The organism is Leptospiraceae bacterium, from assembly GCA_024233835.1.
GTDB lineage: Bacteria > Spirochaetota > Leptospiria > Leptospirales > Leptospiraceae > JACKPC01.
The window spans coordinates 215238-229353 of the sequence record JACKPC010000006.1; the positions used below are offsets into that span (position 1 = coordinate 215238).

Genomic DNA, 14116 nt, shown 5'->3' on the forward strand with positions numbered 1-14116 from the left:
ATTATGAAATATTTATTCATCCTAATTATCTTTTCTTTTTTTGAACTTAGTGCTACACCCCTACTCTCTTATAGGGATATAGAACCGGAACTAAAAAAAGCCTGGGAAGAGGCATATCCCGTAGCCTACACAAAGATAAGCGAAAAAGACCTTTTAAAAAAAGGGATCCTGTATGTAAGAAAGGGAAAGGTAAGACTTTATTTATATACGTTTAAACTCTTCATCCCCCTGTATTCATTCAAAGATAAAACCTTACAGGTGGAAGATCCCGAAAAAGGAAAAGAGATTCCGGTTAAGCTTTATTATAAGCCTCAGGACAAAGAGAAACCCTATTTTGTAGAGTTAGGAGAAATACAGGAATTTAAGAACCGTTCTTTGATTATTCAATATATTCGAAAGTAGACCTAAAAAAAACTTTCGGATTTTTTAGCGAAAACACAAGGAAGGTGAAGCTTTATGCGTTTTCGCAGTAGGCGGGCTTTTTATTAAACTTGACAATTTTTATCCAGAGCGTAATCCTTAAGTTTGATAGAATGCAGTTCTGAGATGAATAATGTGAACTCTGATAAGTTTTTGAAAACTTCAACTATAGGCTTTGCTTACCACGAAATCCTAACAGATACAACGGGAAAACCGGTAGATTTTAGATTTTTAGATGCAAATCTTTATTTCGAGAAGTTAAGCGGTTTAAAACTCAGTCTTATACTCGGTAAAACAGCCAGTTCCCTTTTTCCTCCTTATCAGGAAGAATTAAAGAATTGGATTGGCATCCTGGCAAAAGTAGCCTTACAGGGTGGTGTAGAAACTATAGAGCAGTATATACCCGGGCTGGATAAATGGTTGGAAGTTCAGCTCTATTCTAATGAAAAAGGATACTGTACCACCCTTCTTATCGATATTACTGAAAGAAAAATCGTAGAAGAGAAATTACTATTTCAACTGACTCTTCAAAAGCACATAGCCGGGGCTTCTTCCGAACTGGCCGCTGTAAATAATACAAAGGAATTTGATATTACTATAGATTCTATCCTGAATAAATTAGGTAATATTTTGAGTGCGAATCGTAGTTACTTTTTTCAATTCTCCGAAAATTTGGATAGTTTTAGCAATACCCATGAATGGTGTGCTCCTCAAGCCATATCAATTAAAGAAAAGCTTCAAGATTTAGAATTAAGTAAAATGCCCTGGTTTAAAAAAACAATCCTGAAGAAAAAAATGGTTATCATTAATGATGTATCCAAACTTCCCAAAGAAGCTGTCTTCGAAAAAGAGAAATTAATACAGCACAACATCAACTCTCTCGTATTATTACCCACAATAGGCGTGAATAAAAAGTTAAGCGGCTTTTTGGGTTTTGAAACTTCAAAGAAGTCCTATGATTGGTCATCTGAAATCCTCTCCATGCTTGAAATTATCACGAATAGTATTGGAAATACATTAGAGCGTTTAAATTCGATTCAACAACTTAAAGAAAGTGAAGATTTACTCTCCGCTTCTATTACAGTATTAGACCAACCCTTTGCAATTATCAATGCTGAGAACTTTTCTATTATAAAAGCTAATATAGCTTATGGAGGGGATGGTGTTGTCGGAGAAAAATGTTATAAAGTTTCTCATCATCTAAATCATCCCTGTTCAGGGCCGGATGATCCCTGTCCTCTTGTCAGGCTCAGAGAAGAAAAAAAGCCTATTACGGTTACCCATACACATTATGATAAGTCAGGTAGGGAGAGAAAAATCGAAATTCACGCGTATCCCCTTTTTTCAGATGATGGAGAATTAAAGCAAATTGTCGAAAATAGTGTAGACATCACAGAGCGCAAAAGAACCGAAAAAGCATTAAATGAAACTTTCCTTAGATTAAAGGAAGCCCAGCACCTGGCCAAAATTGGAAGCTGGGAACTGGATCTGGTGGAGAATAAGCTTAGCTGGTCAGATGAGATTTATAGCATATTTGGATTAGATGTCAGGACTTTCGAACCCAGTTATGAAGCATTCTTAAATGCCATTCATCCGGAAGATAAAGAACTGGTGAATAAGGCATATACAGATTCCTTAAAAACTCAAAAACCTTATGCTATAATTCATCGCTTACTTTTACACGATGGTAGAATTAAATATATTCACGAACAATGTAGAACCGAATTTTCAAGAGATGGAAAACCCTTACGCTCTGTGGGTACAGTCCAGGATATAACCGAAACCAAGGAGGCCGAAAAAGCCCTTCTCCGAGAGAGAGAAAGGTTAGATTCTATTATCAAGGGGACCAATGTGGGTACCTGGGAATGGAATGTGCAAACCGGAGAAACTGTCTTTAATGAGCGCTGGGCAGAATTAATCGGTTATACACTGGATGAACTGGAACCTGTATCCATTGAAACCTGGACCAGACACTCTCATCCGGAAGATTTAAAAGAAAGCAATAAAATATTGCAAAGAGTTTTCAACGGTGAATTAGAGCATTACGAATGCGAGTGCCGCATGAGACATAGAGACGGTCACTGGATCTGGATCTTAGATAGAGGTTCTGTTTCGAGTTGGACAGCGGACGGAAAACCCCTGTATATGTCCGGCACACACCAGGATATTACTGAAAATAAACTGGCTAATGCCGCCCTTCGAGAAAGTGAAGAACGATTTCGTCACCTATTCGAGAAACACAATGCCGTAATGTTATTAATTGAACCGGAAACAGGACAGATCATCGATGCTAATGAATCAGCGGAAAGGTTTTATGGGTATTCCATTCAAACCTTAAAAAAAATGCATATTAGTGAAATCAATACTATTTCTCCTGAAGAAATAAATATTAAATTAAAACATGCAAATAAGCAAAACTTTAACTTCTTTATTTTTCCGCATCGACTTTCAAGTGGAGAAGTACGTACTGTAGAAGTCCACTCTTCACCGGTAGTCGTCAAAGGGAAGTTTCTCTTATTTTCCATTATCCATGACATTACCGAAAGAACAAAAGCAGAAGAAGAGCTAAAGAAAGCCAAGAGAGATGCAGAGGCAGCCAGCCGAGTAAAATCAGAGTTTTTGGCTAACATGAGTCATGAAATACGAACACCTATGAATGCTGTTTTAGGGTTCACTGAGTTATTACTGGAGACGAAACTAAATGCTGTTCAGAGACAACACTTAGAAACCATACATTCGAGCGGAGAAACTCTGCTTCGAATTATTAATGATATACTCGATTTTTCTAAAATAGAAGCTGGAAAATTAGACCTAGAACTCATTAATACCGATCTTTTTGAACTAGCCTGGCAAAGCATTGACATTATCAAGTATTCAGCAGATAAAAAAGATTTAAACCTGATTCTCAATATAGACCCTCAAACTCCGAGATTTTTAGTTACCGATCCGACACGTCTTCTTCAGATACTCACCAACCTTTTGAGTAATGCAATTAAATTTACAGAGAGAGGAAATGTTACTTTAAAAATTTCTTATACACCAAGCCATGACCCGAAAGGAGAATTTCATTTTTCCGTGCAGGATACAGGAATCGGGATTTCTAAAGAACAGCAGGTGAAATTATTTCAGGCTTTCACACAGGCCGATAGCTCCACCACCCGTAAATTCGGAGGAACAGGACTCGGACTTCTTATTTCAGCACAATTAGTACAAAAAATGGGAGGAGAGTTAAAGTTAGATAGTGTTATCGGAGAAGGTTCCAATTTCTTTTTTAGCTTGAAAGCTAAATGTATAAAAGGAAAGAATACAAAGCAGTCCAACTTTAGCCTGACAACAAAAACTCTTACAGAAAACCCCCATCCGGTATTGGATAAGAATGAGCCGCCTCCAGAGAAAACTGTAAAATCAAAATCCCGGAATCAGAAAACATTTGTAGTCTTAATAGCAGAGGATAATCCAATTAACCTTCTATTAGTCAAAGCTATGATAAGCAAAGCCCTTAATCCTATCGAAATTTTAGAAGCAAAAAATGGACAGGAAGTTTTAGAAATCATGAGAAGAAAAAAACCGGATCTAATTATTATGGATGTGCAAATGCCGGAAATGGATGGGAACGAAGCTACCAGACGAATAAGGCAAAATGAATTTGATAAAAACCTCCCCCATATTCCTATTGTAGCCCTGACTGCCGGGGCCTTACTTGAAGAAAGACAAAAAAGTCTGGAAAGTGGTATGGATGCTTTTTTAACCAAACCGATCCAGAGAGAACAACTAAAAGAAATGTTGGAAAAATACTTAATCTCGCAATGCACCTGAATGAAATACGAAAAATTATATTAAAAAAAGAAAAACCGGTTTCTATTCTAAATATTCATAAACCAGTAATAATTCGTTCCGATTCTTCCCTTAGTTTTCTTGCAAGTTCCGGATTTTCCGCATCAGGTCTCGGTTTTGAAATATTACAATCCTGTAAATAAGATCCGGAATGAATAGTAAGATCCTTTGCTGTAGCAGCGTAACACTGGGTAGCGGCTCCTTCTTCCACGGTCTTTAAAAACAAAGGACCTATAAGGCCAAATAAGAAATTGGCAAGCGGATGCAGGTGTCGACTTAAGTTAGTTCGAATAACCCCGGGATGCACGGAAAATGCAGCTTTTTTTGTTCCTTTGAATCTCTCTGCCAGATCCTTTGCAAATAGAAGATTGGCAAACTTGGATTGTCCGTATGCAGTCCAATCTCTATAACTTTTTTCACCATCAAGATTATCGAATTGAATTCCTTCTTTCGGAGCCATATTGTGAGCAGAACTGCTCAGCATAACTACCCTTCCTTCTTCAGTCAACTCATCTAATAATCCATTCACCAGAATATAATGTCCAATATGATTGGTAAAGAACTGCAACTCATATCCATAAGATTTTTCTAATTTAGGAAGAGCCATAATACCTGCATTGCAGATTATTACATCCAGTTTAATCCCAAGTTCTTTTATGGATTGTATGCAGGCACGAACACTCGAAGGCTCAGATAAATCACAGGCCAAACCGAGTGCATTCTCTCCTCCAACTTCTTTACAGGCTTTTTCTGCTTTTTCTTCAGTTCTGGCTGTTCCGACAATTCTTGCACCCCGTAAAGCCAAAGCCCTCATCGATTCTTTTCCCAGACCTGAATTACAACCGGTAACAAGAACCGTTTTCCCGGTAAGGGATACACCTTGAGTCACTTCTTCAGCGGTACTCCCATATCCAAAACCATTTTTACCTTTGGGCATAATCATTGATAATAAAGACATAGAATCTCCTTTCTATCTATAAATTTTTTAGATGAAGAAAAACGTCAAAGTAAATTTTATGTATTATAATTTTTATTAAATAATAACTATATATTTATTAAGTATTTCTTGACAGATTTTTATCTATGGTTTAGACTTGAAACAGGAGATTACCATGGACAAACTCAGCATTCTAACTTTCATGCTCATGCCGGGGATAAGCCGGGGTTCGGTTTATAAAATCTGGAAGCAATTTCCTGTTATCAACAATGTTAATGAAATATTCGAGGCGCTACATGCAGTCAAACTTCCTGCCATTAAGCCTCCCGAAAAAGATTTTGTGCAAAGCAAGTATGAAGAAGCTTTTGATATAATTACCCAGACTGAAGCCAGCGGAATTCAATGTATTCCTTTTACTGACGAGGCTTTTCCTGACTCTTTTCGAGAAATTCCCGATCCACCTGCCCTTTTTTTTATAGAAGGAAATATCGATCTCCTCTATCACCATAGCTCTATGGCGGTAATAGGCACACGAATCCCTACTCCTTATCTGGATGAAGTAGGAGAAAAAATTATCCGTAAGCTAAAAAAAGAAGGTTTTAGCATTGTAAGCGGACTGGCGATAGGCTGTGATACTCTTGCTCATGCCTTTGCCTTACGTAATCGTGCAAAGACGGTAGCCATTCTTCCTTCAGGACTCAGAAACGTCTATCCGAGGGTGAACCGACGCCTGGCTGAACGAATTCTTTCCGAAAGAGGACTTCTTCTTTCAGAGTATCTTCCCGATGCCAGGGCCGATAAATACCAGTTCATAGAAAGGGACCGACTACAGAGTGCCCTGGCCGATGGAGTTTTAATATTAGAAACCGATCTTCAAAGTGGAACCATGCATACAGCAAAATTCGCCGAGGTTTTTGGAAAAAGACTCGCCTGTTTGATTTCACATCCGGAAAAATACTGGAGACATATCCAGTTAGAAGGTAATTTACAACTGATTCGAGAAAAAAAAGCCTTTGCTATCAATTCCAGCACAGCTTTACAGGAATTCATCCACCGAGTCAAAACCGACATAGAAGAAAAGCGAATGGAGGAAAACCTGAAACGTGCTTTTTAGTTTTAGCGGGCGATTTTCCCCAGAATACTCGGATGACCCGTATCAAAAAGCCCGGCGATACAACCGGTCATCACGGTAGCCAGGGTCGCCGCCCAGAGGGCCTTGAAAGCGAGACTACTAATGTCCCTGGAACGGGAAGGAACCAGATTGGTCATTCCACCCACAAAAATCCCAACTGAAGCCAGGTGAGCAAATCCACTCAGGACATAGCTGACAATGAGAAGAGAACGGTCGGTAATTTTACCGGCAGAAGACAGGGCATGAAGGGCATTAAAACCGGGAATCGAAGTTTGTAAAAGTCGGCTTCCGATAATACTCGATGCCTGCCAGAGCTCCTGAAAATCAAGAGAAACACCGGTAAGAAAAGTAAGAGGGAAAAATAAAAAGGCAAAAATATTATCCAGAGTCAAATAGGAAAAAATCACACCGATTCCATGAACCAGAACATTCGGACTTTTCTCAAATAGAGCCAGCTTCGCAAATATCAAGTTTATAAAAGCTACAATTCCCAGAATGGCTACTAAAACAGCCGCAATTCCCATAGCAATTTGAACCCCATCGATGGCTCCTTTTATCAGGGCATCCATAGGACTCATTTTCTTTTCTTCTTCACTTTTTTCTTCTTCCGGAATTTTTCCCATGGTCTCCGGCACACCCGTTTCCGGAACAAGAATCTTTGCGATAACAAAACAGGCCGGTATGGTTAATATAGAAGAAGCGACAAGGTGCCCGGTGATATTCGGAAAAGATGGTTTCAAAATGGAAGCATAAAAGCCCAGAACGGTAGAGGAAATAGAACCAAAACAACTCGCTAAAATAGCACAGATTTCGCTACGGGTCATTTTTTCAAGATAAGGTCGAATCGATACTACAGATTCAATTCCCACAAAGATATTCGCAGCACCCGATAGAGATTCGGCTCCACTAATCTTTAAGGTTCTGGAAAAAAAACGCGCAAATAAACGAACTACCGGTTGAATAATGTTTAAACGATAAGCAAGGGTAACGAGGGCAGAAAAGAAAACCACCTGGGGTAAGGAGCGCATGGCAAAAACAAAGCCCATATTGGGAACATCGGCTCTGGCTTTTTCCTTTACCGGAACCATGGCATCTCCGAAAAGAAACCTCGCTCCAGATTCCGAAGCATCTAAAAGCAGGTTTAAAACGTCATTTGCAACAACAATCGCTTCTCTTGTAATCGGAAATATAAAAATAAAAAATCCCAGAAGTAACTGTATACCAATCCCCCAAAACATAAGTTTCCAGGGAATGCGTTTTTTATCCTCAGAGCCGAGCCAGGCAATGAAGCACAGAGCAAATATTCCGAAGAAAGATATGGTATTCAGGATAGGATTCATAAAAATTGGAAATAATTTATATCAGAAGGAAGAAAAAAATCAATTCTTTTTTTTATCCACTCAAAAAATCACGAAGACATTTCCTTGACTGCCCGGTTTAAACCGGTAGTCAGTAAGAGTTTTCCGAAAAAAATGAGCGGATATTTTTTTGAGGAAGATAAAAGATTCTGAAACGAATCCCGGCTAAAGAGAAAAACAGGGAGAGATACTCCCTGTAAATGAATTTTTAGCTCGCTTCTGCGAGCTTTACTTCTTTTAGTCTTTTTTCGCGTCTCAGGCTATCTTCTTTTTCCCTCTCGGTTCCGAGATATTTTTCCCTTGTTCCCATGATATAGTCAAACAGGGGAAAAGTAACACACCAGTTGGAATCCTGGTTTGGCCCCATGTGATGGTCATAATGCCAGGGAAGACTTTTCTTCGCCCATTCCGGTTCGAGATGAGAACGCTTATGAACATAGTAATAATAGCCTGCATGAAACCAAACACCGGCGACAAAACCAGGTGCAAAAGGAAACAGGGGAAGATGAACTAAAGAGGCCCCGATTAAAGCTACAGCTTCTTTACTCTGTGCGTCCCACTCCGAAAACAAAGTGTTCTGATAATCTGCATCAATAAAAGCATTTTGTCTGCAATTTTTGTGATGTACATTCCAGTGAAAACGCCAGAAGCTTTCCTTGTTTTTCTTGGCTTCTTCATGTAACCAGTACTTATGAATCATCCACTCTCCTGCATTCGCATACACAATACCACTTAAAAATCCCAGCATAGAAATCCTCTCTTTCATGTTTTTCTTTATTCTACGGTATTTAAAGAAAAAAGTCTTCCCGTTTTATAAACCTTAAGGCTACTAAAAACTCCTATTTTATAAAATAGCAGGTGAAAACGGTTTTTTTGAACAAGAGGATTGCCGAAAAACAAAATCTATTGTTTAATTTAAAACTGCTGCATTAATTCATTGACTTCGTTCATCAACTTCGATAAGGAATCAAGCTTATCTATAAAGTCCAGATAATATTCCGATTTTTCAGAAACCATCCTAATTGCTTTCTGACTGGTTCTCACGTTCTCTTCCTGGTTCATAGCCGCAGTGTGAATTTGCTTTAAATTTTCATCTAATTCATAAGTTAGATCTAAAGTACGGGTTTTAATCTTCTCGTATTCATCTAAAGAAGGAATACTACGGACGACAATACTTTGTATTTCTGAATGTTTATTTACAAGATCTTCGAATTTTAAACTTATCCTGGATGTTGAAGATTGTCCCCTATCGACCAGTACTAGAGAATTTTGGATACTATCTGTTATTACCTTTGTATAACTACTTGAACTCTGGGCCAGTTTACCTACCTCATCAGCCACGATAGTAAAACCCTTTCCGCTTTCCCCTGCCCTCGCTGCTTCAATAGAAGCATTCAGGGCTAAGAGATTGGTTCTGGAAGCAATATTTTTCATGATAGAAATCACTTTAGAAACTTCTTTTGAAGATTCTTTTAGCTGATCCATTACCTGATTTGTATGACTTACAATTTCCTGCCCGCCAGTTATAATCTGCTTAATTTGCTTTCCCTTGTCATCTATATAAATGAAATTATGCTTAATCTCCTGAAATTTATCACTTAAGGACTCTACAATTTTTAAAGTTTCTTCATTTACTTTTCCCTGTTTTTCTGTTAGGTTACTGATAACAAGAGATGCTCTTGCAACTTCTTCAATACTGGACAAGGAATTACCTAAAAGTATTTTATAATCTTTTGATATTTCATTAAATTTAACCGTAGATTCCAGAAGTACTTCTTTAATCGTAAACATTTTTTGAATTATACCTGTAATTTTATCAGTTAAAAGTTTCTTTTCTTCTATTTCAGTTTTCAACTTTCCTGTCTCTTTTGACTCGGCATAAGAATCAATATACTCCAATGAAAAACCCCAGACCGGAACTACAAACTGAAAGGTTTTTAAAATATGAGCAATATTAAAATAATTATTAAATAAAGTGCTTCCTCCAAAACCCATGTATATCTGCGACATGAATGCCGGAATCATACTCACGAATATAGAAAAAGATAAAATATCTTTTCGCTGTTTATATATATTATAAAGTAGTACTAAAATTACAATATAAGGTAAAGATAAAATAAGGTCATAAGGTCTGGGAAAAATAAATTCTTCCGGTTTGAAAACAGAGCGGGGAAGACTGGAAGAAAACATATTGTAAGCCATTAGAAAAAAGGCAATCACCGCCATAAGAATATTTAGAATAAGTAATCGATTTCCACTTTTTTCTTTATTTTTATAGTATAATGCGATGACTAACAACAATGATATAGCATTAAATGCTCTGGAAATTGACCAGGTCAAAGGTAAAGCATTTAAAGGATCACTACAGGTTATGGACTTATTAGATACAAGTGTATGAAAAACATCAATTAATCCAGACCAGGCCCAGGCAATTCCAATAGCAGGAGCGATAGAATCCCTTTTTATGTAGTAATGCACAAAAGACTGAACCATAACACTCAGGGCTATTACCGCACCACTAATTTCGAGTATAGTGTGAATAAAGCTTCCCTTTAGAGCTAAAAGAAGCACAGGAATGATTTCTTTTGAATTTAAGCCGGAGAGGTCCTGGCTATTAATTGTTCGGTTAGGTGTCCCTATATCCAGTCCGAATAAAGATAAAAACAACCAGATAAATGTAAAAGATAAAGTAATATAAAGAATACTATTTTTTTTAAAAAGATAAAACATAAACCCTCTCATTCGTTCGGACGCTCTACAAATACCCAATACGATTAATATATAAGCTCTAAACCGACAATGTCAATAGTAGTGCAATTTTTATACCATTACAATTTTAGCTTATAATTTTTCAATAAAAAGAATGGAGGACTCTACATAAACTTGGTTTTCTGTAAAGCTAAAAGTATAATTTGGAATAGAAAGAGATTTTTATTCACCTAATGAACTAAGCTCAGGGAAAGAGTGAAACAAGGTTTGGCCGTTTTCAAAAAACTGTAAAAGCTTTTAAAGGGATTATTCATATTATTTATTCACATAAAGATGGAAGCAAAAGAAAAGGCAGGTTTAACAGTCTAAATTTAAAAGTCTTAAACTTAAATGGCAATATAGCTTTTTTAGTTTGGGTTTAGTTTCATTTTCTAAAAGTTTATTTAAAAAATTCCAAGAAAGATTTGCAATAAAAAAAGAGATTTCCATTCTTAGACAGATAAAAGATTACAGGTTACAAATTGAAAAAGAAAATTTACATTTCAAGTATTCTATTTTTCATTGTTCTAGTTATGGGTATGTTTCAATACATCAGGAATCTTCAGGACAAAATGCTATTCTATCCTGAAAAGCTAGAACCTGACTATTCTTTTCATTTTTCAAGACCTCATGAGGAAGTTTTTCTAAAAGCCGAAGATGGCACAAGGCTTCACGGTCTTCTATTTCCCAAGAAAGATACAGATAAGGTAATACTATACTTTCATGGAAATGCAGGAAGTCTGAGATCCTGGGGAGAAATTTCCGAGCTATTTGCCCCTTACCCCTATTCCTTTTTAATCATAGACTACAGAGGTTACGGAAAAAGTGAAGGAAATATAAATTCTGAAGAAGTGTTAGTTCAAGATGCTTCAGTATTTTATAATTATCTTATAAATACATATAAACCTGAACATATTATCATTTACGGACGATCTTTAGGTACAGTTCCCGCTTCTTTTTTACTCTCTCAAAAAGAAGTCAGCTTTGGTATCCTTGAAACTCCTCTCTACGACTATGCTTCCATAGCTAAACGATTCGTCCCCTTAGCACCCACATTCCTTTTGAAATACAAATTTCCTATCCATCAATGGTTAAAGAAAGCAAAATCTCCTGTTCATATTTTTCATGGAACTTCAGATGAAGTTATTCCCTATGACCTTTCTTTACGTTTAAAATCTGTATTAAAACCGGAAGATACTTTTACTACAATCGAAGGGGGCGGACATAATAACCTTTCCCTTTTTTCTGAATTCAGAGAAGGAATAGATAAGCTATTTAAAAAATAATAAATTGTTTAGCTTTCAAGAATATTATAATCTTTGTAGGTTTTGAAATTGTAGGAAAAAGTTTGCCTTAAGCTTTCCGGCACGACTTCTTTACTCTTTAGCTCCCTATCGAACATTCTTCGTTTAGATATATACTTTTCACTCAAAGGAATTTCCAGCTTGGCAATGGTTTCTTTATATTTATCACTGGAATAAAGACTGAATGAATGCCTGTCAATCCCCGATTGATCCAGAAGTATTCCTACCATAGTCAGGCCCATCCCGGCACCTTCCGTATTGTCTCCGTACTCCATAAAAAAATCAATGAGATTAGAAAAACTGGTAGCCTTACGAAACTTGTCCCGAATCCTTTCTTCTTCTATATTTAAGAGAGGAAAGTTATTCTTTACTTTGATGTTTAATACATCTGCTGAATAGTAGTAGGTAGCCGTAACGGGTAAATTATGCTTTTTAAAGTCATCTTTAAATTGTACAATCTTATCTTCTGAAAGATTATCCTTAAACTGTTTTAGCCCTTTTTCATAATCAATCGGATCATTAATATCAAGGCCAAGGTTGAGGTATAAAACTCGTTTCAGGTTGGCTTTCGTAGCATTAATCACCAATTCTTTGGCTGAAGTATAGCCAATTTCCATGAGATCCATTCTATCAAATTTCTCCAGAACGGCCTGTGTCATTTTTTTTATTACATGTTCTCCGTAATCTGAAAGAAAATACGTTTTAAAAGAGATAGTTTTACAATTATCTACTGCATTTTTTAGAATGTCATCAAGTTCCTGATCGGTCTTTTTCAAGTATAATCACTTCCGTTCGTTACTTTTCCGATTAAGATAAACCCCTAAATAACTGAGTCAAGTAATTAACCGGTAGAAATATAATTTTTAGTAAATTTATTTCACTTATAAAACTCAACACTTTTTAAAACTCCGGGATGACAATCCGTACGGTAATTTCCCTGAAATTCTCCAAGACCGGAATACCAACTTCCATTTATTTGAAGCAAATCCGTCCAGTATGAAAAAACACTCGTAGTTCCATTCCTGTTTTTGACCTGAAAACGCAAAAAGGGTAAATTTTGCAGGCCATTCACAATAAAAATATCTCCCTCAAGAGTAGTAATTTGAAAATCATAGGGATTCATTTGATACAGTTGGCCTGATGAAATGTTTTTTTGAAAAACTTTTTCCCATTTGAGAATTTCAATTTTTTGAACTTCTTCGAACTGTAAACTTTTTAAGTAATCAATAGAATTCTTTTTATGATGAAAGGTTATAGCTTTTATGGGTTCAGCTAATTTACCATGAACGCTAAGTCCATTACAGAGCAAAAACCTTGCTGTCCTCTGCTTTCCTTTTTTCTCTTCCCCCCGACTATCCCTTTCCGGTTTTTCTTTCTTCTCAAGTGGTTCTTCCTTTTTTTCCTCCACCTGCCCTTTCGAATCCACATTTTTCGAAGGTATGCCTTTTTCATTTTCCGCTTTAAGCGGAGCATACATAAAAAGAAAGCTGAGTAAAATAATCATCGATTTCATAAGTATTCTTCCGATTTCAAGCTACAGGCTCGAAGTTCATTTTCAAGCTTTTTACATTAGACCCTTCTTTTTCTATAGACAAAAAGGCTTTACATAAGCAATTTCCTATTATGGATTTATTCAGCGTTAAAGATAAAGCAGTCATCATTACAGGAGCTTCGAGGGGAATAGGTCGGGCACTCGCAGAAGGTTTTGCAAATGCAGGAGCCATCGTTTATGGAACCGGTTCAAGACCTGAGTCTATGGCATGGGCCGAGGGAACAAGCATTACCGGAGTTGCAGCCGATATGCGGGATCCTTCTGCCATGAAAGATTTAATTAATGAGGTTAAAAATAAACACGGACGCCTTGATTGTCTGGTAAACAATGCTGCTGCTACGGTAGACATACCCGCCTCAGCCATCAAAGAAGAAGACATGGAAAATCTCGTCAACACAAACTTTAAAGGTGTTTTCAGGGCCTGTCAGGCTTATCATAAACTTCAAAGAAAACAGGGGGGGAATATTATTAATATTGCTTCCGTTGTAGGTTTACAGGGTGGATTTTTAATGTCAGTATACTCCGGCACCAAGGGAGCAATCATCCAGATGTCCAAATCTCTCGCCTTAGAATGGGCTTCGAGTGGTTTTCGAGTTAACGTGGTCTGCCCCGGTTTTACAGAAACGGATATGACAGAAAAAATAAGGAAAAACGAAGAATACTCAAATAAACTTCTTCAGGCTATCCCGATGAAGCGCATGGCAAGACCACAGGAACTATTGGGACCCGTAATTTTTCTTGCCAGTGAAGCTTCTTCTTATATTACAGGTTCCACCCTTGTTGTCGATGGAGGAGTAACGAGACATTAAAAGAAACATGGGAAGACAGTGG

Annotated in this window: 11 protein-coding genes; 5 read left to right on the forward strand and 6 right to left on the reverse strand. The window is 37.1% G+C overall.

Annotation, left to right across the window (positions count from 1 at the left end; translation table 11 throughout):
- Positions 1-3: 3 nt before the first annotated feature.
- Positions 4-402: a hypothetical protein gene (locus H7A25_23445; protein ID MCP5502875.1), complete on the forward strand. Its 399-nt coding sequence runs from the start codon at positions 4-6 to the stop codon at positions 400-402.
- A 144-nt stretch (positions 403-546) separates the two neighbouring features.
- A complete protein-coding gene (locus H7A25_23450) occupies positions 547-4236 on the forward strand; it encodes a PAS domain S-box protein (protein MCP5502876.1) in 3690 nt (1229 codons plus the stop codon).
- 55 nt (positions 4237-4291) lie between these two features.
- Here H7A25_23450 and H7A25_23455 read toward each other — a convergent pair whose 3' ends face one another.
- Entirely contained in the window at positions 4292-5212 is a 921-nt protein-coding gene (locus H7A25_23455; GenBank protein ID MCP5502877.1) for an SDR family oxidoreductase, read from the reverse strand.
- Positions 5213-5366: 154 nt separating this feature from the next.
- Between H7A25_23455 and H7A25_23460 the strand changes: the two genes are divergently transcribed.
- On the forward strand, positions 5367-6305 hold the full coding sequence (locus tag H7A25_23460) for a DNA-protecting protein DprA (protein ID MCP5502878.1): 939 nt from the start codon (positions 5367-5369) through the stop codon (positions 6303-6305).
- Between the two features lie 2 nt (positions 6306-6307).
- Here H7A25_23460 and H7A25_23465 read toward each other — a convergent pair whose 3' ends face one another.
- From H7A25_23465 to H7A25_23475, 3 genes are all read right to left on the reverse strand, one after another.
- Complete coding sequence (locus H7A25_23465; GenBank protein ID MCP5502879.1) at positions 6308-7663, reverse strand: nucleoside:proton symporter; 1356 nt, start codon at positions 7661-7663, stop codon at positions 6308-6310.
- A 226-nt stretch (positions 7664-7889) separates the two neighbouring features.
- A complete protein-coding gene (locus H7A25_23470) occupies positions 7890-8429 on the reverse strand; it encodes a sterol desaturase family protein (protein MCP5502880.1) in 540 nt (179 codons plus the stop codon).
- A gap of 167 nt (positions 8430-8596) precedes the next feature.
- On the reverse strand, positions 8597-10411 hold the full coding sequence (locus tag H7A25_23475; GenBank protein MCP5502881.1) for a hypothetical protein: 1815 nt from the start codon (positions 10409-10411) through the stop codon (positions 8597-8599).
- Positions 10412-10911: 500 nt separating this feature from the next.
- On the opposite strand from H7A25_23475, the gene H7A25_23480 reads away from it, so the two are divergent.
- Positions 10912-11715 (forward strand): alpha/beta hydrolase, encoded by an 804-nt coding sequence (locus H7A25_23480; protein ID MCP5502882.1) that lies wholly within the window; start codon positions 10912-10914, stop codon positions 11713-11715.
- An 8-nt stretch (positions 11716-11723) separates the two neighbouring features.
- On the opposite strand, the gene H7A25_23485 is transcribed toward H7A25_23480, so the two are convergent.
- A complete protein-coding gene (locus tag H7A25_23485; protein MCP5502883.1) occupies positions 11724-12509 on the reverse strand; it encodes a hypothetical protein in 786 nt (261 codons plus the stop codon).
- Between the two features lie 101 nt (positions 12510-12610).
- A complete protein-coding gene (locus H7A25_23490) occupies positions 12611-13246 on the reverse strand; it encodes a hypothetical protein (GenBank protein MCP5502884.1) in 636 nt (211 codons plus the stop codon).
- Positions 13247-13353: 107 nt separating this feature from the next.
- Between H7A25_23490 and H7A25_23495 the strand changes: the two genes are divergently transcribed.
- Positions 13354-14094, forward strand: coding sequence for an SDR family oxidoreductase (locus H7A25_23495; protein ID MCP5502885.1), 741 nt, complete (start codon positions 13354-13356; stop codon positions 14092-14094).
- Positions 14095-14116: the final 22 nt, after the last annotated feature.

What these genes read in the sequence shown, in the direction of transcription:
- H7A25_23445 (MCP5502875.1), top strand. Translation starts at nt 4, where the DNA reads ATGAAATATTTATTCATCCTAATTATCTTTTCTTTTTTTGAACTTAGT.
- H7A25_23450 (MCP5502876.1), top strand. Translation starts at nt 547, where the DNA reads ATGAATAATGTGAACTCTGATAAGTTTTTGAAAACTTCAACTATAGGC.
- H7A25_23455 (MCP5502877.1), bottom strand. Translation starts at nt 5,212, where the DNA reads ATGTCTTTATTATCAATGATTATGCCCAAAGGTAAAAATGGTTTTGGA.
- H7A25_23460 (MCP5502878.1), top strand. Translation starts at nt 5,367, where the DNA reads ATGGACAAACTCAGCATTCTAACTTTCATGCTCATGCCGGGGATAAGC.
- H7A25_23465 (MCP5502879.1), bottom strand. Translation starts at nt 7,663, where the DNA reads ATGAATCCTATCCTGAATACCATATCTTTCTTCGGAATATTTGCTCTG.
- H7A25_23470 (MCP5502880.1), bottom strand. Translation starts at nt 8,429, where the DNA reads ATGCTGGGATTTTTAAGTGGTATTGTGTATGCGAATGCAGGAGAGTGG.
- H7A25_23475 (MCP5502881.1), bottom strand. Translation starts at nt 10,411, where the DNA reads ATGTTTTATCTTTTTAAAAAAAATAGTATTCTTTATATTACTTTATCT.
- H7A25_23490 (MCP5502884.1), bottom strand. Translation starts at nt 13,246, where the DNA reads ATGAAATCGATGATTATTTTACTCAGCTTTCTTTTTATGTATGCTCCG.